General features: G+C 38.1%; 16 protein-coding genes. All 16 read left to right on the forward strand.

The genetic code is table 11. The features are described 5' to 3' along the window. The first annotated feature begins 10 nt into the window (after positions 1-10). The 16 genes from F598_RS0103045 (at position 11) to F598_RS0103120 (ending at position 25,217) form a co-directional block, all read left to right on the forward strand. The gene (locus tag F598_RS0103045; protein ID WP_019037550.1) at positions 11-3,085 is read left to right on the forward strand and encodes a TAT-variant-translocated molybdopterin oxidoreductase; all 3,075 of its coding nucleotides are present in this window, start codon (positions 11-13) and stop codon (positions 3,083-3,085) included. A 32-nt stretch (positions 3,086-3,117) separates the two neighbouring features. Continuing rightward, the gene (nrfD, locus tag F598_RS0103050; protein ID WP_019037551.1) at positions 3,118-4,584 is read left to right on the forward strand and encodes an NrfD/PsrC family molybdoenzyme membrane anchor subunit; all 1,467 of its coding nucleotides are present in this window, start codon (positions 3,118-3,120) and stop codon (positions 4,582-4,584) included. Continuing rightward, positions 4,584-5,111: a DUF3341 domain-containing protein gene (locus tag F598_RS0103055; protein ID WP_019037552.1), complete on the forward strand. Its 528-nt coding sequence runs from the start codon at positions 4,584-4,586 to the stop codon at positions 5,109-5,111. Before nrfD ends, F598_RS0103055 begins: the two co-directional genes overlap by 1 nt. Positions 5,112-5,115: 4 nt before the next feature. Beyond that, on the forward strand, positions 5,116-5,709 hold the full coding sequence (locus F598_RS0103060) for a c-type cytochrome (RefSeq protein WP_026302486.1): 594 nt from the start codon (positions 5,116-5,118) through the stop codon (positions 5,707-5,709). Between the two features lie 29 nt (positions 5,710-5,738). Beyond that, entirely contained in the window at positions 5,739-7,043 is a 1,305-nt protein-coding gene (locus tag F598_RS0103065; RefSeq protein WP_026302487.1) for a hypothetical protein, read from the forward strand. 22 nt (positions 7,044-7,065) lie between these two features. Beyond that, a complete protein-coding gene (locus tag F598_RS0103070) occupies positions 7,066-8,118 on the forward strand; it encodes a cytochrome c oxidase subunit II (protein ID WP_019037555.1) in 1,053 nt (350 codons plus the stop codon). A 22-nt stretch (positions 8,119-8,140) separates the two neighbouring features. Then, complete coding sequence (locus tag F598_RS0103075) at positions 8,141-9,961, forward strand: cytochrome c oxidase subunit I (RefSeq protein WP_019037556.1); 1,821 nt, start codon at positions 8,141-8,143, stop codon at positions 9,959-9,961. Positions 9,962-10,031: 70 nt separating this feature from the next. After that, the gene (gene ruvB, locus F598_RS0103080) at positions 10,032-11,054 is read left to right on the forward strand and encodes a Holliday junction branch migration DNA helicase RuvB (RefSeq protein ID WP_019037557.1); all 1,023 of its coding nucleotides are present in this window, start codon (positions 10,032-10,034) and stop codon (positions 11,052-11,054) included. Positions 11,055-11,063: 9 nt separating this feature from the next. Continuing rightward, positions 11,064-12,389, forward strand: coding sequence for a cytochrome P450 (locus F598_RS0103085; RefSeq protein WP_019037558.1), 1,326 nt, complete (start codon positions 11,064-11,066; stop codon positions 12,387-12,389). 1 nt (position 12,390) lies between these two features. Continuing rightward, the gene (gene queG / locus F598_RS0103090; protein WP_026302488.1) at positions 12,391-13,317 is read left to right on the forward strand and encodes a tRNA epoxyqueuosine(34) reductase QueG; all 927 of its coding nucleotides are present in this window, start codon (positions 12,391-12,393) and stop codon (positions 13,315-13,317) included. Between the two features lie 158 nt (positions 13,318-13,475). Further along, complete coding sequence (locus F598_RS0103095; protein ID WP_019037560.1) at positions 13,476-15,758, forward strand: NADP-dependent malic enzyme; 2,283 nt, start codon at positions 13,476-13,478, stop codon at positions 15,756-15,758. A 92-nt stretch (positions 15,759-15,850) separates the two neighbouring features. Next, positions 15,851-16,432, forward strand: coding sequence for a Holliday junction branch migration protein RuvA (gene ruvA / locus F598_RS0103100; RefSeq protein ID WP_019037561.1), 582 nt, complete (start codon positions 15,851-15,853; stop codon positions 16,430-16,432). A 62-nt stretch (positions 16,433-16,494) separates the two neighbouring features. Next, positions 16,495-23,682: a T9SS outer membrane translocon Sov/SprA gene (gene sov / locus F598_RS0103105; RefSeq protein ID WP_483826375.1), complete on the forward strand. Its 7,188-nt coding sequence runs from the start codon at positions 16,495-16,497 to the stop codon at positions 23,680-23,682. Between the two features lie 11 nt (positions 23,683-23,693). Further along, entirely contained in the window at positions 23,694-24,071 is a 378-nt protein-coding gene (gcvH, locus tag F598_RS0103110; protein WP_019037563.1) for a glycine cleavage system protein GcvH, read from the forward strand. Beyond that, positions 24,040-24,447, forward strand: a complete 408-nt coding sequence (locus F598_RS0103115; protein ID WP_051080721.1) for a VanZ family protein — start codon at positions 24,040-24,042, stop codon at positions 24,445-24,447. The genes gcvH and F598_RS0103115 overlap by 32 nt, the downstream gene beginning before the upstream one ends. Before the next feature lie 50 nt (positions 24,448-24,497). Next, positions 24,498-25,217, forward strand: coding sequence for an energy transducer TonB (locus F598_RS0103120; protein ID WP_019037565.1), 720 nt, complete (start codon positions 24,498-24,500; stop codon positions 25,215-25,217). Positions 25,218-25,299: the final 82 nt, after the last annotated feature.

The raw sequence follows: 25,299 nt of genomic DNA on the forward strand, positions 1-25,299 counted from the left end.
AAAGTTCAATATGTCATCAGAAAAGAAATATTGGAAAAGTGCTGAGCAACTTAAGGATGATAGTCCTTTAGTTGAAGCACTTGAACAAAATGAATTTGCAGAACATATTCCTGCAGATGAGTTTTTAGGTGATAAGGATAAATTGGAGAGCTCTCAGACAACCCGTAGGGATTTCTTAAAATACGTTGGGTTTAGTACTGCTGCAGCCTCTTTAGCGGCCTGTGAAGGTCCGGTTGTGAAATCCATTCCTTATGTCGTCCAGCCGGAACGTATTATTCCTGGAGTTTCAGATTATTATGCAACTACCATTGCTAATGGTTTTGATTTTGCTAGTATTCTGGTAAAAACCAGAGAAGGACGTCCAATAAAAATTGAAACTAATAAGGAATCTAAAGGATTGTCTGCTGGTAAAGCTAGAGTTCACGCTTCTGTATTGGATTTATACGATATTAAGCGTCTTCAAAACCCTCAGATTGAAAATAGAGATGTCACCTGGACAGAGTTTTTCTCTTCTCTAGAATCAGACTTAAAAGCTAATTCGGATAAAAGAACTTATTTGTTAACTCAGACTTTCGCTTCTCCATCTACAGATAAGCTGATTAAGGAGTTTCAGGAAAAATACCCTAACGTGGTTCACGTGGTTTATGATTCAATTTCAGAAGAGCCTGCTTTAGACGCTTTTGAAGCTAAGTATGGATTCAGAGCGCTTCCTAACTACGATTTTTCTAAGTCAAAAATGATTGTATCTGTTGGCGCAGATTTTCTTGGAGACTGGCAAGGTGGTGCATTTGATTCTGGCTACAGTAAGAGCAGAGTTCCTAAAAATGGAAAAATGTCTCGCCACGTTCAGTTTGAAGCCAATATGACTCTGAGTGGAGCAAATTCCGATAAAAGAATTCCTGTAAAACCTTCGGTACAAAATCAAATTGTAGTTGAATTTTATAACCAAATTGTAGGAAGAGTAGCTTCTACAAATTTAAGTGATGCTGTACAGGCTCAGGTAGATAAAGCAGTAGCTCAATTAAAATCGAATTCAACAGGATCAGTATTTGTCACAGGATTACAATCTGTCGAGGCTCAGGCCATGGCATTGGAAATCAATGAAAAACTTTCAAGTGCTGTTTTAGATACTGATAATCCTAGGCTTATTCGTCAGGGTCAGAATTCTAAGATCAACACTTTGATTTCTGAAATGAATGCTGGCAATGTTGGAGCTTTGATGATTGCAGGCGCTAATCCTGCATATTCACTCCCGAGTGCTGATGCTTTTGTGTCTGCCATGGAGAAGGTAAATACAACTGTTAGCTTTTCAATGAAGAAAGATGAAACGGCTAAACTTTGTAAATACATAGCCGCCACTCCTCATTATCTAGAGTCATGGGGAGATGTGAGATTTACTAAAAAAGATTTCAGCCTCATTCAGCCTACAATAAAGCCTCTCTTTAATACAAAGCAATTTGAAGATTGTTTATTAAAGCTGAATGGTAATTCAACTAAATATTATGAGTATGTGAAGGATAATTTTAAGTCAACTTTTGAAGGTATGTCTTGGAATACTTCTTTACATGACGGTAGTTTTGAATATGATTTAAGTTTGCCGGCCCCTGTGGAGACCACTCCGATCAATATTTCTGCTGGAGCTAGAAAGCTTGTGTCTGGAAAAGACGCAGAAGGTTTAGAACTTACCTTATATACTAAGACCTCTCTTGGTGATGGTGAGCATGCCAATAACCCTTGGTTGCAGGAAATGCCAGACCCGGTTACCAGAACCTCCTGGGATAATTATGTTACGATGTCCAGAAGAGATGCAGAAGCACTTGGACTAGAAAACACGAATGTCGCTAACGGTGCTCTTAATGGTAACTACGTTGTGGTTTCACTTGGAGATAAGAAGCTTGAAAAGTTACCGGTCATCATACAGCCTGGTCAGGCCCCTGGATCCATTGGTTTAGCCCTTGGTTACGGTAAAAAGGAGTCTATCCAGGCAGAAATGCAAGTTGGAGTTAATGCTTATCCTTTATATCAAAATTTTGATGTTAACCAAGTGGTTAGTGTAGAAGCTGTTGATGGAGTTCATGAGTTTGCTTGTGTTCAACTACATCACACAATGATGGGGAGAAAAGATATCGTAAAAGAAACCTCTCTCGAAATCTTTAATACAAAAGACAAACATCACTGGAACCCTACACCAGAAGTCTCTTTAAACCACCAAGAGGTTGAAGTGACCAATCCAGATGTAGATTTATGGGATGAGTTTGACAGATCTATCGGTCATCACTTCAATTTATCTATAGATTTAAACGCCTGTACAGGTTGTGGAGCTTGTGTTATTGCTTGTCATAGTGAAAACAACGTGCCTGTAGTAGGAAAAAATGAGATTCGTAAGAGTAGGGATATGCACTGGTTGAGAATTGACCGTTATTACTCTTCAGAAGATACGATAGAAGAAGATTACGAAAAGAAAAATGATATTTCTGGATTAGGTAGTGCTATTGGAACCTACGGCGAACTAGAGGTAGCTTCAGCAGAAGATGTACAGGTTATTTTCCAGCCTGTGATGTGTCAGCATTGTAATCACGCTCCTTGTGAAACTGTTTGTCCAGTTGCGGCATCTGCTCACGGACGTCAAGGACAAAACCACATGACGTACAACCGTTGTGTAGGAACGCGTTACTGTGCCAACAACTGTCCTTATAAAGTAAGACGATTCAACTGGTTCTTATACAACCAAAACGATGAATTCGATTATCACATGAATAATGATTTAGGCAGAATGGTCTTAAATCCAGATGTGACTGTGAGATCTCGAGGTGTAATGGAAAAATGTTCTATGTGTATCCAAATGACACAAAAAACAATTCTTGATGCCAAACGTGAAGGCAGAGTTATAGAAGATGGTGAGTTTCAAACGGCCTGTTCTAATGCCTGTGACAACGGTGCCATGGTATTTGGTGACATCAACGATAAAGAAAGCGTTGTATATGAGAAAACACAAGAGGATAGAATGTATCACTTGCTTGAGTACTTAGGGACTAAGCCAAATGTGATGTATCACACCAAAATCCGAAATACAACAGAAGCATAATCAACTAACTAGGAATAAATTTATACTAAATTATGTCTCATTACGAATCGCCTATTAGAAAACCCTTAGTTACAGGAGATAAATCATATCACGATGTTACTGTGGATGTGGTAAGACCTGTAGAGGGAAAGGCAAATAAATCATGGTGGGTTGTTTTTTCGATAGCACTCATCGCCTTTTTATGGGGTTTAGGCTGTATTGTCTATACTGTCTCTGAAGGTATAGGTACCTGGGGTCTTAACAAAACTATTGGTTGGGCCTGGGATATTACTAACTTTGTATGGTGGGTAGGTATTGGTCACGCCGGTACTTTGATTTCTGCCGTACTTTTATTGTTTAGACAAAAATGGAGAATGGCCATCAACCGTTCTGCAGAAGCAATGACCATTTTCTCGGTCGTTCAGGCAGGTTTATTTCCAATCATTCACATGGGTCGTCCATGGTTAGCGTATTGGGTTTTGCCTATTCCAAACCAATTCGGATCTTTGTGGGTCAATTTTAACTCTCCTTTACTCTGGGATGTTTTTGCGATATCTACTTATTTGTCTGTTTCTCTAGTGTTTTGGTGGACAGGTCTACTCCCTGACTTTGCCATGATAAGAGACAGAGCAGTAAAGCCTTTTCAAAAGCATATCTATGGGATCCTTTCTTTTGGATGGAGTGGAAGAGCAAAAGACTGGCAACGTTTTGAAGAAGTTTCTCTGGTTTTAGCTGGACTTGCGACGCCTTTGGTACTTTCTGTACACACGATTGTATCTTTTGACTTTGCGACTTCTGTGATTCCAGGATGGCACACCACAATTTTCCCACCATATTTTGTTGCAGGTGCTGTATTTTCTGGTTTCGCCATGGTAAATACACTCCTTATTGTAATGAGAAAGGTTTCTAATTTAGAAAACTATATTACAATACAGCATATAGAATTGATGAACATCGTTATTATGATCACAGGTTCTATTGTAGGTGTAGCTTATATCACTGAGTTATTCATGGCTTGGTATTCTGGTGTTGAATACGAACAATATGCCTTTTTAAATAGAGCTACAGGACCTTATGCCTGGGCTTATTGGGCAATGATGACTTGTAATGTATTCTCTCCACAGTTTATGTGGTTTCCTAAGCTGAGACGAAGCATTATGTTCTCCTTCTTTATTTCGATTGTTGTAAACATTGGGATGTGGTTTGAACGTTTTGTCATTATCGTAACCTCACTGCATAGGGATTATATGCCATCTGCCTGGACAATGTTCTCACCAACTTTTGTAGATATTGGGATATTTGTAGGAACTATAGGATTTTTCTTTGTATTGTTCCTTTTATATTCAAGAACCTTCCCTGTAATTGCTCAAGCTGAAGTTAAGTCTATCTTGAAATCATCAGGTGAAAAATATAAGAACATAAGAGCTGAAAAAGGCGATGATGCAAAGTTGTACGATGAACCTGAACAAGAGCCTTTACCAGATTTTTCAGCACAGTTTAATTCTAAATCAAACTCATAATGGCATCAAAAGTTTTACATGCGATTTTTACAGATGATGATATATTGATGCAGGCTGTCAAAGCATTGCGAGAAAAAAAATATACAATAAACGAAGTGTTTTGTCCATTCCCAGTACACGGTCTTGACAAGGCTATGGGTATGCCACATACGCGTTTAGCTATTACATCTTTTCTTTATGGATTGGTTGGTTTAGCTGTCGCTACCTGGATGATGAATTTTATCATGATTGAGGACTGGCCACAAAATATTGGTGGTAAGCCAAGTTTCAGTTATCTGGAAAATATGCCAGCATTTGTCCCGATCATGTTCGAGATGACAGTGTTTTTTGCTGCCCACCTTATGGTGATTACTTTCTACATGAGAAGTAAACTATGGCCTTTTAAAAAAGCAGAAAATCCAGATGTTAGAACCACCGATGATAAATTTTTAATGGAGATTTCAGTCAATGAAGCCAATGTTCAAGCTATTGCAGAAGTACTTCATGAGAACGGTGCAGCTGAAATCAAATTAATAGATAATAAATAAGTTTATGAAAAGTTTGTTGACCATATTACTTATAGCTTTAACGCTCATCTCCTGTAACGATGAGACGCAAAGAAACTATCAGTATTTTCCTAATATGTATGAGTCTGTTCCATACGATACTTATGGAGAATATGAAATTTTTCCTGAAGAGCAAGAAGCGCTTCAGGTGGACGAAGGAACTATTCCAAGAGGCTTTATGCCGTATGACTATGAAGATAGCGCCGAAGGATATGATAAAGCTAAAGAAGAATTAAAAAATCCTCTTCCATACACAGAAGCCAATCTTGCAGAAGGAAGACAATTGTACACCATCTACTGTGCAACTTGTCATGGCGATAAAGGTAATGGAAAGGGTTATTTGGTAGAGCGTGAAAAAATTTTGGGGGTTCCTAGTTACGATGACCAAGGAAGAGCCATTACAGAAGGTAGTGTTTATCATGTCATGTGGCATGGTATTAATACCATGGGCTCTTACGCATCACAAATGAATAGTGAAGAATTATGGCTGGTAGACCATTACGTGATGCAACTTAAAGATGAGCTTGAAGGTAAAGAGCCTAGAGCATTTGAGTCAGAAAAAGGAACAGAATCAGAGTAAGAACAAGTATAATACATAGCTGAGATATTATGTACACAATGTCAAGTAAAATAAAATTATTCTCTTTAATCCTTATTATTGTAGGGGCTATTGGTTTGGTTTACGGATTTATAGATGCGCCATCTTCAGTTGAAGAAGTTAAAGAAATGCTTCATAATGACCATGCCTCTCACGGCGGAGAAAGCGTAGCTATGGAGTCAGGCCACGCTTCTGAGGAAGCACACGGCGATGAACACGCTGAGCATCTTTATCATCAATTACACAATAAACCTTGGGCTGCCATCTATGTGCCAGCTCTGTTTATATTCCTAATTTCATTAGGTGTTTTTGTATTCTATGCTTTGCAGAATGCTGCTCAGGCTGGATGGTCCCCTGTATTGTTCAGAGTCATGGAAGGCATAGCCTCCTACCTTGTTCCAGGAGGAATTATTGTGTATTTACTTTTAATACTCTCTAGTCTTCACCTTAATCACCTCTTTGTTTGGATGGATCCTGAAGTTGTAGCACATGATGAAATTATACAGAATAAAACAGCCTATCTCAATACACCGTTTTTCTTAATTAGAGCAGCCATTTATATCGTTGGGTGGATTTTATTTTCAAAGTTCATTATCAAGAACTCTCGTAAAATGGATGATGGTTTTGACTTAAAGTTACATAAGCGTAATTTCAAGTTGTCCGCAATGTTTTTGGTCTTTTTCATCGTTACAGAATCTATGATGTCTTGGGACTGGATCATGAGTATAGATACACACTGGTTTAGTACATTATTTGGATGGTTTGTATTGGCAAGTATCCTTGTGTCTGCGGTTACTACTATAGCTTTAGTTACTATTTACCTTAAAGGTAAAGGCTACCTTGAAATCGTCAATAACAGTCACATTCATGATCTAGCAAAATTCATGATGGGATTCTCAATATTTTGGGCTTACCTATGGTTCTCTCAGTTCCTATTGATTTGGTATTCAAATATACCAGAGGAGGTCACATATTATGCTTCAAGACTGGAGGACTACCCATTGTTATTTTTTGGAACAGTGATCCTAAACTGGGTTTTACCAATGTTGATTTTAATAAATTCAGATTTTAAAAGAATCAACTGGATTGTTGTATTTGCAGGAATTATAATCTTACTAGGACATTACCTCAATTTCTTTGTTATGATTATGCCTGGTACAGTTGGCGAGTCCTGGTTCATTGGAATACCAGAAATAAGTTCACTTATGTTAATCGCTGGTTTGTTTATATATACAGTGTTCAATGCTCTAGCGAAAGCTCCATTGACAGTAAAAAACAACGCTTTCTTAGAAGAAAGCAAACATTTTCACTACTAAATATTTAAAAGAAAGATAGAAGATGACCGCATTACTTATAATATTAGTCGCAGCTCTACTTGGAATCACGATTTGGCAGATCTCAAAAATCTTCAAATTATCACAGCCTATTGAAAGTGATGATTCTCAAATTGCGAACAATAAAGACAACCAAAAGCAGGGAAAAATGTTTCTCGTTTTCACTGTCTTTTTATATGGATTGATGATTTATTCCTTTTGGGAACTTAGTAAATTCTATGCACCAGGAGCATCAGCTCATTCTGAAGATTACGATCAATTGTTCTTTATTTCCCTCGGTTTAATCATGTTTGTTCAGGTAATTATCCAATTCCTGATTCACTGGTTTGCTTACAAATACAGAGGAAAAGAAGGTCAAAAGGCGCTTTTCTATGCCGATAATGATAAGTTAGAATTCATTTGGACAATTATTCCTGTTATTACCCTTGCCGCCTTAATCATTTACGGATTATTTAGCTGGTCTGAAATTATGAATGTAGAAGAAACGGAGGATACTTTGGTAGTAGAAATTTACGCTTACCAGTTTGACTGGAGAGCACGATATTCTGGTTCAGATAAGACTTTAGGAGAAGCTAATGTTAGATTCATAGAAGGGGTTAATCAACTGGGCCTTAACGAGTCAGATCCTTACGCTCAGGATGATATTATTACCTCAGAGTTACATCTTCCTGTAGATAGACCTGTGTTATTCAAGTTTAGATCTCAGGATGTACTTCATTCAGCTTATTTTCCATTTTTCAGGTCTCAGATGAATGTTGTACCAGGTATGACCACTCAGTTCGGGTTCACACCTACAACAACTTCTAAAGAAATCCGAAATAGCGAATACATGGTTGAAAAAGTTCGTAATATCAACGAAATTCGTAAAAACAACGATAATTTAGGTCCTGACGAGAAAAGTTATGAGTTTGAGTATTATTTACTTTGTAACAAGATATGTGGAGTTTCGCACTACAATATGCAAATGAAAATAGTAGTTGAAACTGAAGAAGAATATCAAAAATGGATTAATGAGCAGCAAACCTTTGGAGAATTAACTGCTCAATCACAAAATTAATATTAAATAAATAGAAATATATATGTCAGTAGCTGCACAACCACTTGCTAACGATCATGCACACGAGGAAGGTCACCACGAGCCAACTTTCATAGAGAAGTACATATTCAGTACAGATCATAAAATGATCGCTAAACAGTACCTCATAACAGGCCTTATTATGGGCTTTATAGGTATTGCCATGTCGATGCTTATGAGACTTCAATTAGCTTGGCCTAATGAAACCTTTTGGATTTACGAAGTTCTTTTAGGTAAGTTTGGAGAAGATGGTGTTATGGATCCAAGCATTTACTTAGCACTTTCTACCATTCATGGTACCATTATGATCTTTTATGTATTGACAGCTGGATTGAGTGGTACTTTCAGTAACCTGCTTATTCCGCTTCAAATTGGAGCGCGAGATATGGCATCCGGATTTATGAACATGCTTTCATATTGGTTGTTCGCCATCTCATGTGTCGTTATTGTTTCATCCTTTTTTGTTGAAGCAGGACCTGCATCCTCAGGATGGACGGTTTATCCACCATTGAGTGCTCTTCCACAAGCAATTGGTGGTTCTGGATTAGGAATGACATTATGGTTAGTAGCCATAACTATCTTTGTTGCATCATCACTTCTTGGTTCCCTAAACTATATTGTAACTGTTCTTAACCTTAGAACTCAGGGAATGACCATGACTAGATTACCACTTACCATTTGGGCATTTTTTGTGACTGCTATTATTGGAGTGGTTTCATTTCCAGTATTGCTTGCAGCTGGTTTGTTATTATTGATGGACAGAAGTTTTGGAACTTCTTTCTTCTTAAGTGATATTTACATTCAGGGAGAGGTACTTTCTTACCAAGGTGGGTCTCCTGTTTTATATGAACACTTATTCTGGTTCCTAGGTCACCCAGAGGTATATATTGTATTACTACCTGCTCTGGGAATCACTTCAGAAATCATTGCCACGAACTCCAGAAAACCAATTTTTGGTTATAGAGCGATGATCGCTTCTATTTTAGCTATTGCTTTCTTATCTACAGTAGTTTGGGGTCACCATATGTTTGTCTCTGGTATGAATCCATTCTTGGGTTCTGTGTTTACATTTACAACATTATTGATTGCAATACCATCTGGCGTAAAAGCATTTAACTATATTACCACACTTTGGAAAGGTAATCTTCAGCTTAACCCTGGGATGTTATTTTCTATAGGATTAGTCTCTACTTTTGTTACTGGTGGACTAACGGGGATTATATTAGGAGATAGTACATTAGATATTAATGTTCATGACACATATTTTGTTATTGCTCACTTCCACTTGGTGATGGGTATTTCAGCCTTATACGGATTATTTGCAGGTATTTACCACTGGTTCCCTAAGATGTTTGGACGAATGATGAATAAGAACCTTGGTTACGTTCACTTTTGGATTACTGCTATTGGTGCTTATGGTATATTCTTCCCAATGCACTTTATCGGTATGGCAGGCTTGCCAAGACGTTACTATAAGTTTACAGAATTTCCATATTTTGATGACTTAGCAGATACAAACATTTTGATTTCCGTATTCGCTTTCATCACAGCAGGAGCCCAATTGTTCTTTGTCTATAACTTTATTCACTCGATTTTCTACGGAAAGAAAGCTGAAAGAAACCCATGGAGATCTACAACATTAGAATGGACAACACCTGTGGAGCATATTCATGGTAACTGGCCAGGTGAGATTCCGAAAGTTTACAGATGGTCTTATGACTACAGTAAAATGAATAAAGAAGATACAGATTATATTATTCCAGGTCAGGATTACGTTCCACAAAACGTACCTATTCAAGAGAATGAAGAAGAGATGAATGAATAATTCGTCACTCTAATACCAGAAGCCTCCATGTATTGATTTCTTGGGGGCTTTTTTATTTATATTTGTTATCATGAATGAAAACTTAGATGCTTCCAGAGATCAGTTATCTCATCAAGATCAAGAAGTAGAGAGGGCGCTTAGGCCTTTATCTTTTGATGATTTTGCGGGTCAGTCTCATGTTTTAGAGAACCTACAGGTCTTTGTGAAAGCAGCAAATTTAAGGGGAGAAGCCCTGGACCATACTTTATTTCATGGTCCACCTGGTTTAGGTAAAACCACATTGGCTCATATTCTTGCTAATGAATTGGAAACGGGAATTAAAATTACCTCTGGACCTGTCATCGACAAACCAGGTGATCTGGCAGGCTTATTAACGAATCTCGAACCAAGAGACGTGCTTTTTATCGATGAAATCCATAGGTTGAGTTCAGTTGTCGAAGAATACTTGTATTCTGCCATGGAAGATTTTAAGATCGATATCATGATCGAGACTGGTCCAAATGCCAGAAGTGTGGAAATCAATCTTAATCCTTTTACTCTTGTTGGAGCAACAACCCGATCAGGTTTATTAACCGCTCCCATGCGTGCCCGTTTCGGTATTTCCAGCCGATTGGAATACTATACTACTGAGTTGTTGAGCGATATTATTCTAAGAAGTGCATCAATTTTAGACGTTCCTATCACGAATGAAGCTGCTATTGAAATCGCAGGAAGAAGTCGAGGAACTCCCCGTATAGCTAATGCGCTTCTAAGACGAGTTAGAGACTTTGCCCAAATCAAAGGTAATGGTAAAATTGACATTGAAATTTCTAAGTATAGTCTTAAAGCCTTAAATGTGGATGCCTTTGGATTAGACGATATGGATAATAAAATACTGCTAACCATCATTGATAAATTTAAAGGAGGTCCTGTGGGGTTAACAACTCTGGCTACAGCAGTTAGTGAAAATGCTGAAACCATCGAAGAGGTTTACGAACCTTTTCTAATACAGAAGGGTTTTATCAATCGTACCCCTCGAGGTAGAGAAGTCACAGAGTCTGCTTACAAACACCTTGGTAAGCTTAGAGAAAGTAAACAAGGGGGTTTATTTTAAAAACATTTTATGCCTAGCTTAAAACAATTTCCAGAAGTTCCTTCCATAGATTTCTTTATTCATGCGGGAGGGATTTTAAAAAATCCACTACCTTTTCATAGGAAAAACTTTGAGAAGCTCGGGGATACTTTTCGCCTAAACTTGGGCTTCGGAAATTCTGTGGTTTTTTCCAGAGATCCTGACTTTGCTATTTATGCCCTTAGAGATAATCAGAAGAACTTCAGGAAAACCGAAATACAGACCAAAGATCTCGCTAAATATGTTGGTCACGGATTATTGACTTCAGAGGGAGATAGCTGGAAAGCTCAACGTAAACTGATTCAGCCTGCTTTTCACAGAAAAAACTTGTACACCCTTTTAAACCTGATGGTTGAAGCTATTGATAAAGAGCTGCAGCGCATTGAGGTGGATAAGACCATAGATATCTTTCCAATTTTTAACGATTTGGCGTTTAAGGTCGTTGTAAAAAGTCTTTTTGGAGATGCTATAAATTCTAAAGAGATTTCCAGATTACAACATATTACAGAAGAAACTCAAAAAATGTTGGTGAAAGAACTTCGCCAGCCTTACAAAAAATGGTGGTTTTTATTAAGTGGAGAACTCAAACGAAATCTACAACTAAGTCAGGATGCCAGAGAGCTTCTATCTGGAATTATAAAAAGAAGACAACAATCAACATCTAAAGGAAACGACCTTTTAGATATGTTGATGGCTCTTACAGATAAGGAAGGGTCCAAGATGAATGAAGAGCAGTTAATAGATGAGATATTGATATTGTTTATTGCGGGTCATGAAACAACTTCGAATGCTCTCTCCTTCACTGTTCAATTAATAGGGCAAAACCAAAACGTTCAGGATGACTTGTATTCTGAAATTCAAAAACTTAAAGGTAAATCGTATTTTGAGGTCCTTAAAGAGAGTGAGTTTACTCAGCATGTTATCGAAGAGTCGATGCGTCTATTTCCACCGGTGTATTTTATCGATCGACAGAACATCAAAGCTGATGAATTTAAAGGCTTTGAAATTCCAGAAAATACAACCTTATTATTTTCAATTCATCAAATTCATAGAAATAAAAAAAACTGGAAAGATCCAGCGCTTTTTAATCCTCATCGGTTCGCTGAAGATAGAAGCGTAAGTGATTTTTACTTTCCCTTTGGAGCTGGACCGCGTAAATGTATTGGCAATAATTTTGCGGTGTATGAAATTACTTTAGCCATACAGCAATTGCTGAAGAAGTTTAAGATTGAAGAGGCTAAACCTGAGATTGAAATACAGCCATTGATCAGTCTAAAACCTAAAAACGCCTTTGTGAAATTTTCAAAACGACAGTAATATTTCTTCTAAAGCAACTTACTCTGAGATTATAAAAAACGAAGCCAGCCGACTTGGTTTTTTATCCTGTGGGATTTCTAAAGCTGAATTTCTTGAAGAAGAAGCTCCTCGTTTGGAAAATTGGTTAAAAGAAAATGCGCATGGAGAAATGCGCTATATGGAAAATCATTTTGACAAGCGTTTAGATCCCACCAAATTGGTAGAGGGCTCTAAGAGCGTCATTTCGTTACTGTATAATTATTATCCTGAAGAAACACAAAAAGAAAATACTTATAAGGTAAGTAAATATGCCTACGGGAGAGATTATCATCATGTGATCAAAGGAAAACTGAAAGAGCTGATGTACACGCTTCAGGATCAAATTGGAGACCTACACGGGAGAGCATTTGTAGATTCTGCACCAGTTTTAGAAAAAGCCTGGGCTGCTAAAAGCGGTTTAGGCTGGGTAGGAAAACATTCTAACTTGCTGTCCAAACAAACAGGGTCCTTTTACTTTATTGCAGAATTGATTTTAGATATCGATTTGGAGTACGATACACCCGTCACAGACCATTGTGGCTCCTGTACTAAATGTATTGACGCTTGCCCAACCGATGCGATTTATGAGCCCTATAAAGTCGATGGTAGCAAATGCATATCCTATTTTACGATTGAGCTCAAAAATGAAATTCCCAAAGGCTATGAAAATCAGTTTGAGGACTGGATGTTTGGCTGTGATATTTGCCAGGACGTCTGTCCCTGGAACCGCTTCAGTAAACCTCACAATGAACCCCTTTTTAATCCACATCCAGATTTGCTTAGCTATGATAAACGAGACTGGGAAGAGATTACCAAAGATGTATTTAATGATATTTTTAGAAAGTCTGCCGTAAAACGGACCAAGTTTGAAGGCTTAAAGCGCAATATGAAATATATTCAAGAGAGCTAGAGGACGGTATATTGATTATACAATTACATTTATTTTGAATATCTATATAGATTTACAATCTCAATAATAAGGCTTAACATTCTTCAAACTATTAATAAGGATTACATTTGTAAATTCAGAAAATTACGTTTAAGGCCGTAATCATTAGTAATTATTTTATGAGTACATCAAGAAAACGAAGAGAAGCTTTGGTATATCACGCTAAACCAAGGCCAGGAAAAATTGAAGTCGTTCCTACCAAAAAACACGCTTCACAACGAGATCTTGGATTAGCTTATTCTCCAGGAGTAGCCGAACCTTGTAAGGAAATCGAAAAAGATGTTCAAAACGCCTACAGGTATACCAATAAAGGTAATCTTGTCGCAGTCATTTCTAATGGAACTGCCGTTTTGGGTTTAGGTGACATTGGAGCAGAAGCCTCCAAGCCAGTGATGGAAGGTAAAGCCTTGTTGTTTAAAATCTTTGCAGATATAGATGTCTTTGATATTGAAGTGGATACTAAGGATGTCGATAAATTTATTGAAACCGTTAAAAATATTGCCCCTACTTTTGGAGGTATAAATCTTGAAGATATCAAGGCGCCAGAAGCTTTCGAAATTGAAGAGCGACTAAAAGTAGAATTGCCGATCCCTGTGATGCATGATGACCAGCATGGGACAGCTATTATTTCAGCAGCAGCTTTATTGAATGCACTCGAGCTGGCAGAAAAAAACATTGAGGATGTACAGATTGTAGTTTCCGGCGCAGGTTCAGCAGCCATAGCCTGCACAAAGTTATATGTCTTGCTAGGGGTGAAAAAAGAAAACATTTTGATGTTTGATAGTGAAGGAGTTGTAGATGTGAATAGAAAGGACTTATCTACCAAACAGATCGAATTCGCCACCTCCCGAAAAATCAAAGACATGAATGAAGGCATAGAAAATGCAGATGTCTTTCTTGGGCTTTCTGTTGGAGGAGTCCTGAAACCAGAAATGCTGTCTAAAATGGCAGATAACCCAATAGTCTTTGCGATGGCTAATCCAGATCCTGAAATTGACTACGATGTCGCTAAAAAGACACGTGAAGACGTTATTATGGCTACGGGGAGAACAGATTATCCCAACCAGGTTAATAACGTGCTAGGCTTTCCTTATATTTTTAGGGGTTCCTTAGATGTGAGGGCCACCCAAATTAACGAAGAAATGAAAATGGCGGCTGTAAAGGCTTTAGCCAGATTAGCCAAAGAGCCAGTTCCAGAACAGGTCAATATTGCTTATGCAGAAACACGTCTAAATTACGGTAGAGATTATATTATTCCTAAACCTTTTGATCCCAGACTTATTTCTGAAATACCACCAGCTGTAGCTAAAGCTGCCATGGACTCAGGAGTCGCTCAAAATCCAATAACTGATTGGGAGGCTTACAGAGAGGAATTACTGGAGCGCATGGGTAGCGAAGATAAAATCACTCGCTTGCTCATGAACCGAGCTAAACAGGATCCCAAACGAATCGTATATGCTGAAGCTGATCACTTGGATGTGCTAAAAGCGGCACAAATCGTATACGATGAAAAAATAGCGACTCCAATTTTACTGGGAAGACGCGATGTCATATTGGAATTGATGTCTGAGATTGAATTTGACGTAGAAGACATTACGATCATCGATCCCAAATCGGATGAAGAAAAAGAGCAAAGGCATAAATACGCAGAAGCCCTTTGGAAAAAAAGGAGCCGAAAAGGAGTGACCTTTTACGATGCTAAAAAAATGATTCGAGAGCGAAATTATTTTGCAGCGATGATGGTAGAAAATGGGGATGCGGATGCGATGTTGTCTGGGTATTCACGCGCTTATCCTGCAGTGCTTAAGCCTATATTGGAGTTGATTGGCAAAGAGAGCGGTGTTACTAACGTGGCTGCTACCAATTTGATGAATTCCAAGCGAGGCCCAATTTTTATTAGCGATACGTCAATAAACATCAATCCAGATGCAGATGTATTGGCTAAAATCGCACAGATGACGGCTAAGACGGTTAAGATGTTCGGTATAGAGCCTGTTATGGCCATGGCCTCTTATTCCAATTTTGGATCTTCAAAAAACCCTAATGCTTCCAAAGTAAAGGATGCGGTGGATTATCTTCACAAGAATTTTCCTGATATAGCTGTGGATGGTGAATTGCAAATCGATTTTGCACTCAACAAACAAATGCGAATGGATAAATTTCCGTTTTCAAAATTGAATGGTAAGAAAGTCAATACGCTCATTTATCCAAATCTAGATTCTGCCAACAGCACCTATAAACTCATGAAGGAGATGAACAGTGCGGGATCGATTGGTCCTATATTGATGGGACTCAACAAGCCCGCACATGTGTTTCAGCTAGGAGCAAGCGTGGATGAAATGGTAAATATGTCTGCAGTAGCTGTAGTAGATGCACAGCAAAAAAGCAAACGTAAACTCTGAAACAGCTTCATTATCAAACGCTTATAAATAGAAGGTTTGAAATAGATTCTTAACTTAATTTTATTACATTTGGTTGCTAAATTTAAGTTAAGATGATTACTCAGCTTCGAGGAAGACTTTTAGAAAAAAATCCAACTCATATTGTCATAGATTGTAATGGGATAGGGTATGAAGTAAACATTTCACTTCATACCTTTTCTCGTTTAAAAGATGAGGAGCTTGTTACTGTTTTTACTCATCTTCAGGTAAAAGAGGATTCTCATACCTTATATGGATTTAAGGATAAGGAAGAACGGCTAGTGTTCCGCCAACTACTTTCAGTTTCTGGAATTGGGGCAAGCACCGCTAGAATAATGCTCTCTTCATTAACCCCAGAACAGGTTATTGAAGCGATTTCTATAGAAGATACCGACACTATTCAAAGCGTGAAAGGGATTGGTAAAAAAACAGCCCAGCGTGTCATTTTAGATCTAAAAGATAAGATTCAAAAAACGGAAGCTCTAACTGAGATCGTATCCTCATCAAGCAACGCTCATAAGGAGGAAGCCTTGTCTGCTCTAGAAACTTTAGGATATACGAGAAAACAATCTGGAAAAATAATATCCAAAATTTGTAATAATAATCCAAATGCAAGCGTTGAAGAGATAATCAAACTCGCCTTAAAAAATCTATAAAACTCTTGAATCTTTACTTAAAGAATTTTAATTCATTCCATAAGACTTTATTCGCTTCAGTAATCTTCTTGTTCTCCCTTTCAGGAACTTACGCTCAAGAGGAGCAAGACTCTATACCTCAAGGACCATCATTGGGTTCAATAGACATGCCGAACCCCTCGAGTATCGTTTCAAAATACGAATACGATCCTGTTCTGGACCGCTACATTTACACCGAGAAAATAGGATCTGTAAATACAAAATATCCATTAGTACTTACACCCAAAGAGTTTGAAGCCCTTGTTCTAGAGGAACAAATGAAGCAGTACTTTAAGCAGAAGTCAGACGCAGCTCTTGGAAGGGGTGATGAGGAAGAACAAAAAAACCTAATTCCTATTTTCTACGTCAACAACTCCTTCTTTCAATCTGTTTTTGGAGGGAATCAAATTGAAGTGACACCAAGAGGTTCTGTTGCTGTGGATATGGGGATTTTGTATAGTAAACAAGATAACCCGTCACTTTCCCCTAGAAACCAGAGTAATTTGACGTTTGATTTCGATCAGCGTATCAGCATGAGTTTACAGGCTTCTGTTGGGACTCGGCTTCAGGTGAATGCTGAATATGATACCGAATCTACTTTTGACTTTCAAAATCAAATTAGATTAGAATATACACCAACTGAAGATGATATCATTCAGAAAATTGAAGTTGGTAACGTACAGATGCCTACCAACAGCTCTTTAATTCAAGGATCCCAAAGCTTATTTGGGGTGAAAACTCAATTACAGTTTGGTAAAACGACGATTACAGGAGTGTTTTCAGAATTAAATTCAGAACGCCAAAGTGTTAACATACAGGGAGGAGGAACCGTAAGAGATTTTGATAAATTCGCTTTAGATTATGATGAAAACAGGCACTTCTTTCTTGCCCATTTTTTTAGAAATCAATATAATGAAGCTCTGGATAATTATCCTTTTATCAACAGTAGGATTCAAATCACAAGAATTCAGGTGTGGGTAACCAACAGGACCAATAATTCGGCAACTACCTCTAGTGCCAGAAATATCGTTGCGATTCAGGACCTTGGAGAAAGTGCACCGCAAAATGTAGGGCTTTTGTTGGATAATGCAGGCAATCCAATTGCTCCACCATTACCTAACTTTATTCAAAATCCAAATGCCAGGCCAGACAATGCCAATAACCTTTTCAATCCTAATGGGATAAGTGGTCAGGGCCAAACGGTTCTCAATAGTCAGATAAGAGATTTTGCAACTATACAGCAGGGTTTTGGTTCTGCAGAGCCCTTTGTTTCCGAGGGAAGGGATTATGCTATTTTAGAAAATGCCAGAGAATTGCAGCCTAATGAATATACTTTAGATACTCAGCTGGGCTATATTTCGTTAAACCAACGACTCAATAACGATGAGGTACTCGGGGTTGCTTTTGAATACACCACCACAGATGGTCGTGTATTTAGAGTGGGTGAATTTGGAAATGGTGGCCCTCCCGGAACAGAAACCATAGAAAACCCAGAGCTTCAGGATGAGCCCATTGCGCAAAACCAAAATCTTATTGTGAAACTTTTAAAGAGTCCGGTGACCTTTGTTCAGGAACCAATTTGGGACCTGATGATGAAAAACTTTTACAGCCTTGGAGCAAATGGTCTAGAGCAGGATGGGTTTAGGTTCAATATTTTATATTCCGATCCACAGCCTGTAAATTTTATATCACAAGCTCCTGGGAGTAATACTCCACTCCCAGATGATGTAAGTGAAACGAATTTATTGCAGGTCTTGGATTTGGATCAATTAAACCTCAACAATGACCCTGTAAATGGAGGAGATGGATTCTTTGATTTTGTTCCTGGTATAACCATAGATCCAGAGAATGGGATTTTGAAATTTACCAAAGTTGAGCCTTTTGGAGAGTATCTATTCGAAAAGCTTGACTTGACTCCAAACTCTGGAACCGAAGACTACGATAACCCCCAAACCTACAACGATAACCAGGCTAAATTTGTATTTAGGAGTCTTTACACAACAACGAAAATACAAGCTCAGCAGGATGGTGCCGAGCAAAATAAATTTCAGCTTTCAGGACGTTATAAAGCCACAACTACAGGCGGTATCCCAATTGGTGCCTTTAATGTGCCACGAGGATCTGTTACGGTTACTGCTGGAGGAAGAACTCTCCAAGAGGGGATCGATTATACCGTAGATTATGAGTTAGGCAGGGTTAATATCCTCGACGATGCCCTGTTGGCTTCTGATACCCCAATACAGGTTTCTACAGAGAACAATGCCCTATTTGGAAGGCAAACGAAACGCTTTACAGGAATTGACGTTCAACATAGATTTAGCGAAGAGTTGTTGATCGGCGGAACCTTTTTAAATCTCAATGAAAGACCAGTTACTCAGAAAGCAGATTATGGTACAGATCCTGTCAATAATAGTATATATGGGGTGAACTTCAATTATAATACAACGGTGCCTTTTTTTACGAGAATGGTGAACAAGCTGCCGAATATAGATACAGATGTAGAATCTAATTTTTCACTAAGAGGAGAATTTGCCTATCTAAGACCTGGCACTCCTCAGGCAAGCGATTTTGGAGGAGAAGCAACGAGTTATGTCGATGACTTTGAAGGTTCTCAAACCAGTATTTCTGTAATAGATCCATTAGCCTGGAAATTGGCTAGCGCACCTGTAGGATTTAGAGGGCCAAATGATGCGAATGGAACCTTTAATTCCAATAATGATTTGAGTACGAATGACTTTAGGGCAAAACTGAACTGGTACACCATAGACCCGATTTTTTATAGTTCCCAGCGTCCAGCAGATGTTACTGATGAAGATTTATCTCAATACTATTCCAGACGTGTACTCATTAATGAAATATTTCCAAACATAGATATAGTTCCAGGACAAATTCAAACCTTGTTTCCTTTAGATCTGGTTTATAGACCTACAGAACGAGGTATGTATAATTATAATCCAGCCTCTGCAACAGATAATACTCTTCCAAATCCAGAACAAAATTTTGGGGGTATTACAAGGGGTCTGCAAACGACAGATTTTGAGCAGTCCAATGTAGAATATGTTGAGTTTTGGGTGATGGATCCTTTTATATATCCAGAAAATGCTGGTAACAATGGTGGTAAAGTTGTCTTCAATTTTGGAAGTATTACAGAGGACGTTCTAAAAGATGGCAGAAAACAATTCGAAAATGGTCTCCCAGAAGACGGTGGAAATTCTAACACCCTTTCTACCAACTTTGGTAAAGTACCCAGTAATCAATCCTTGGTATATGCCTTTGATACGGAGGGACAGGCGCGGATAAATCAGGATGTTGGCTTCGATGGATTAGACGATTTGGATGAAGCTGGCAAATTCCCAAGTTTTGCAAACTTTGAAGATCCTTCCAATGATAATTACCAATATTACCTGGATAGAGAAGGTGATATTCTCAATAAATACAGGAACTTTAACGGGGCAGAGGGGAATAACCCCGTAGAAGTCACAGAAACCAATCGGGGTAATTCTGCTTTTCCTGATGTAGAAGATGTGAATCTGGACAATACAATGAACACCATCGATAGTTATTATGAATATGAAGTTCCTGTATTTCCTAACATGAGTGTAGAAAATAATACCAGTTCTGTTGCTGGTATAGATTCAGATTATATAACGGATGTACAGGAAGTGGTATCTACCCTCCAAAATGGAGAGCAAATTCAGGCTAGGTGGGTTCAATTTAGAGTACCGCTAAGAACCAGTGAAGAATTTGCGATTGGAGGTATTAGTGATTTGAGGTCCATTCGGTTTATGAGAATGTACATGACTGAGTTTAGCCAGGAAACCATTTTACGTTTTGGAACCTTAGAGTTAGTTAGAGGAGATTATTTTACTTACGATTTGCCAATTTTGCCAGATGGACAGAATCCCAACACAGGAACAACGCAATTCAATTCTGAAGCTGTTAGTGAAGAGATCACTTCTAATTATGTGACTCCACCTGGAGTCATACGAGAAGAACTGGTCAATAATAATGTGGCTATTCGAGAGGATGAAAAATCACTTTCATTACGAGTAAGCAACCTGGAACCTGAGGACTCAAGGGGGGTCTTCAAAAATTACCAGATCGACATGAGGCAGTACGAACGTTTGGAAATGTACTTGCACGCCCAATCTCTGGCGCCTCCCAATCCGGAATTGCAAGACGACCAACTCACAGCTTTTATTAGAATGGGTATCGACTTTACCAATAATTATTATCAGATTGAAGTTCCTTTAAAAGTTTCAGACCCTCAGGACTTTTCTCCAAGAGGAGTCTGGCCACTAGAAAATGATCTCAACTTATCTTTAGATTTACTTCAGCAAATTAAGGCTAAAGTAATAGGGGATGATGACCTTGATCTTAGCAACCTCGAACTCAATTATTTTGATGAATCTGGACAATATATCCCTGATCCAGATGCAGCTGAAGGTTTTAAAGTGGGTATCATTGGTAACCCCAGTTTTGGAAACATCAGAGTGATGATGCTTGGTTTGAAAAATTCTAGTAATCAAAATGTGTCTGGTGAGGTGTGGTTAAATGAATTAAGATTATCTGGCCTTAAAAATGAAGGAGGCTGGGCTGCTGTGCTGAATATGGACACCAATTTTGCAGATTTCGCCAATATTTCTGCCAGCGGAAGGCGATCTACCATTGGGTTTGGTGCCATAGAACAAGGTCCTAATCAAAGAAGTCGAGAAGACATACAGCAATACGACGTGGTCACAGGGTTAAACCTTGGGCAAATCTTACCTAAGAAATGGGGCGTAAAGATTCCTTTAAATTATAGCAGGGGTGAAGAATTGATCACGCCTCAGTTCGATCCGTTTTATGGAGATTTAGAGCTTCAAAACTTAGATGATGCCCTAGGTGCAGAGGATAGAGCAGAATTTGAACAACAGGCAGAGACTTATACAAGACGGCAGGGCATAAGTGTAATTGGTCTTCGGAAGGATCGAACCAATTCCGAAAAGACTCCAATGCCTTATGATATCGAAAATTTCACACTTTCTGCCAATTATAATCAGACTGATTACAGAGATTTTGAAATTAGAGAATCTTTAGATCAAAATATAGATGCAGCTTTGACCTATGGATTTAATTTTAAGCCGTTTGAAATTAAACCGTTTGAAAACATTGACCTCTTCAAAAGTCCTTACTTCGCCATATTTAAAGACTTTAACGTGAACTTATTGCCCAATAGTATTACTGCTGGTGCCAACGTCAATCGCCAATACAATGAGTTAAGATTTAGAGAATTTAACCTTCCTCCCGGGAGTATTGGCACTCCTAAACTTTTTCAAAGAAACTACTTCTTCGATTGGGAATATGCTATAGATTACAGTTTGACCAAGGCCTTAAATTTTAACTTTAATGCTTCAACTAATCGAATTGTTAGAAATTATATCGATGAAAATAATGTACAAGATAATTCCATCGGTGTGTTCGATGATTTTTTCGATGTAGGCATTCCAAACCGGCATTACCAACAATTGCAGCTCAATTACACACTACCCTTTAATAAAATTCCTTTTTTGAAGTTTGTTCAGACTCAGTATTCGTATACTGGAGATTTTTTATGGACCAAGGGTTCAGAAATATTAAGAGGTTTGGAAGGCATACCAGATTTAGGGAATTCGGTACAGAATTCGGCAAGGCACCAAATCAATGGCAACTTTAATATGTCAACCCTGTATTCTTATTTGGGATTAACCAAAAAAAGAGCACAAAAAGCAAACGCCATCCAAAGAAATGTAAGTAGAAGGAGAGGGGCTCAAGGTAGGGGTCAGGATAACCAAAATCGATCCAATACTCAAAATCAAGGCGATACAGAGCTTACAGGAGGAGATAAAGCTCTAAATACCTTAGTGGGTCTTGCTACCATATTAGACAGAGTTCAAGTCAATTATTCTGATACTAAAGGAATTTTTCTGCCAGGATATACTAATAATATAGGCTTTGGAGGAACATTGAAACCTACCGCAGGCTTTACCTTTGGTAGTCAGAATGATGTGAGGAGAGAAGCAGCAAGAAGAGGTTGGCTTACAATGTATCAGGACTTTAACGAGCAATATACAAGAACAGATAACCAGCAACTCGATATACAGGCTGGCTTAAAGTTACTACCAGGGCTTACAGTAGATCTTATTGCCAATCGATTGTATTCTGATACCTACACGGAGAACTATCGGGTAGATCCTGAGACCATGGAATACAATTCTATCATTCCAAACACCTATGGAAATTTTAATATTTCCACCAACATGATTCGCACGTCTTTCAGTACCAGCACCAAAGATGTGTCGGAAAATTTTGATCAATTTAGAGAAAATCGACTTGTCATAGCCAATAGACTTGCTGAACAAGCTGGAATTAACCTCAACGACCCAAATAACATAGATGAAAACGGCTTCCCGGTGGGTTACGGAAGAACAAGTCAGTCTGTACTTTTACCAGCCTTTATCTCAGCTTACACTGGCTCGGATCCAGAAAGTGAAGATTTGGGTCTTTTAAGGGATATCCCTATTCCCGGCTGGAACCTAAAATATACGGGCTTGATGAGGTTAAACTGGTTTAGAGATAATTTCAACCGATTTTCAATTCAGCATGGCTATTCTTCCACTTATACAGTCAACCAGTTTCAATCGGATTTAGAATTCAATCGAACAGATCCTTTCGGCCAATTCAATATCAATGAGAATGGAGATTTTAGATCGGAACTATTTATATCAAATGTTAACCTTATCGAGCAGTTTAGTCCTCTAGTCAAGTTAGATTTTGAGATGAAAAATTCTGTGAGTGTAGTGGCTGAAGTTAGAAAAGACAGAGCCTTATCTTTAAGTTTTAACAATAACCTGCTTACCGAAATGCAGGGAGATGAATATGTTGTAGGTTTGGGTTACCGAATAAAAGATCTAAAAGTGGTGACTCAATTTGAAGGAAACAGGAGGGTGCTGAGTAGTGATTTAAACTTAAGGGCCGATCTTTCCCTACGTAGAAATGAAACGATTATCAGAAATCTTGACGTCCTGAGTAACCGTGTTACATCGGGTCAGGACATCTGGTCTATTAATTTTGTTGCAGATTATGCATTTACTAAGAATTTAACGGCGTTATTTTTCTACGATCATGTATTTTCGCAAAATGCAATTTCAACGATTTTTCCACAAACTACGATTAGGACTGGTTTAACGTTGAGGTATAATTTTGGTAACTAAAATAATTATAGATGAACACACCAGAAAACTTAAAGTACACTAAGGATCACGAATGGATTAAAATTGATGGCGACACTGCTACAATTGGCATCACAGATTTCGCTCAGGGTGAATTGGGAGACATCGTTTACGTAGAAGTAGAAACAGTTGGAGAAACCTTAGACAAAGACGAGGTTTTTGGAACTGTAGAAGCTGTGAAAACAGTTTCAGATCTATATTTACCACTTAGTGGAGAGATTACTGAGTTCAACGAAGCTCTAGAAGATGAGCCAGAGATGGTCAATGAAGAGCCTTACGAGAAAGGCTGGATGGTAAAAATGAAAATTGCCAACCAAGATGAAGTCAAAGATTTGATGGATGCAGAAGCTTATAAAGCGCATACTGAGTAGCAAATACCTTTTATTCCTCGCTATAGTTTCAACTTTGGTTATAAGCTACCTCTCTTTATCAGACATCAGTAGCCTCCCAAAATTGGAAGTGCAGTTCGAAGATAAATGGTATCACTTAGTTGCTTATTTTGCTTTAAATTCAGTCTGGCTTTTAGCCATATCCTCTTATAAGTCCAGGTTCGCGAGGTTTGACGCTTTACTTTCAGTAGGGATAATTGGATTTGGCATCGTTATTGAAGTATTTCAAGAACTTATTACCGATTACAGAGTTTTTGATTTTTACGATATCATAGCTAATAGTACAGGTGTTATAGTAAGTTATCTTACTTATCAGTTGTTGAAAAAAAGAATTTTAGAAAATATAAACACGAATTGAGACTAAATTTCAATTTTTTTATACTTTAGTAACCTATTTAAAATAAAAATATGGAACCAAAAAAGAATCCAAAAAAAGATCTTTCCAGAAGAAGTCTTTTGTTTTTCCAAATTGGTCTCGTAGTTGTATTGTTGATCACTTATGGAATGATTGAGTGGAAAACTTACGACAGAGATGCAATTGATACTGGAGTTGTAGATCTTGACATGCTAGATGAAGAAGATGTGCCAATTACTGAAATACAAAAAACTCCACCTCCACCACCACCTCCACCGCCACCAGCCCCAGAAGTAATTGAGGTTGTTGAAGATGATGAAGATGTTGAAGAAGTGGTAATAGAATCTACAGAAACCGACCAAAATGAAGTAGTTGAAGTTGAGGAAGTTGAAGAAGTAGAAGAAGAAATTGGTGACGTTCCTTTTGCTGTTATTGAAAGTGTGCCCATCTTTCCAGGTTGCGAAGGCTTGAGTAATAACGAAGAGCGTAAGCAATGTATGAGTAAAAAAATTAGTCAATTTGTAAATAAAAACTTTGATACTGGCTTAGCTGCTGATTTAGGTTTGTCTGGTGTTAACAGGGTTTATGTTCAATTTAAAATTGATAAAAAGGGTAATATTGTAAATGTTGCCGCTCGTGCACCACATCCAAGACTACAGTCTGAAGGTGAGCGTGTCATCAAAAAACTGCCTAAAATGAAGCCTGGCCAACAACGTGGTCAAAACGTAGGTGTGCTTTATTCTTTACCTATAACATTCCAAGTTCAAGACTAGAATTTGATGATATACAATTACAAATCCCGAATCTTACATTCGGGATTTTTTTATTGCTATTTTTAAATCATCTTTGTAAATA

The organism is Psychroflexus tropicus DSM 15496 (assembly GCF_000378765.1).
GTDB classification, from domain to species: domain Bacteria; phylum Bacteroidota; class Bacteroidia; order Flavobacteriales; family Flavobacteriaceae; genus Psychroflexus; species Psychroflexus tropicus.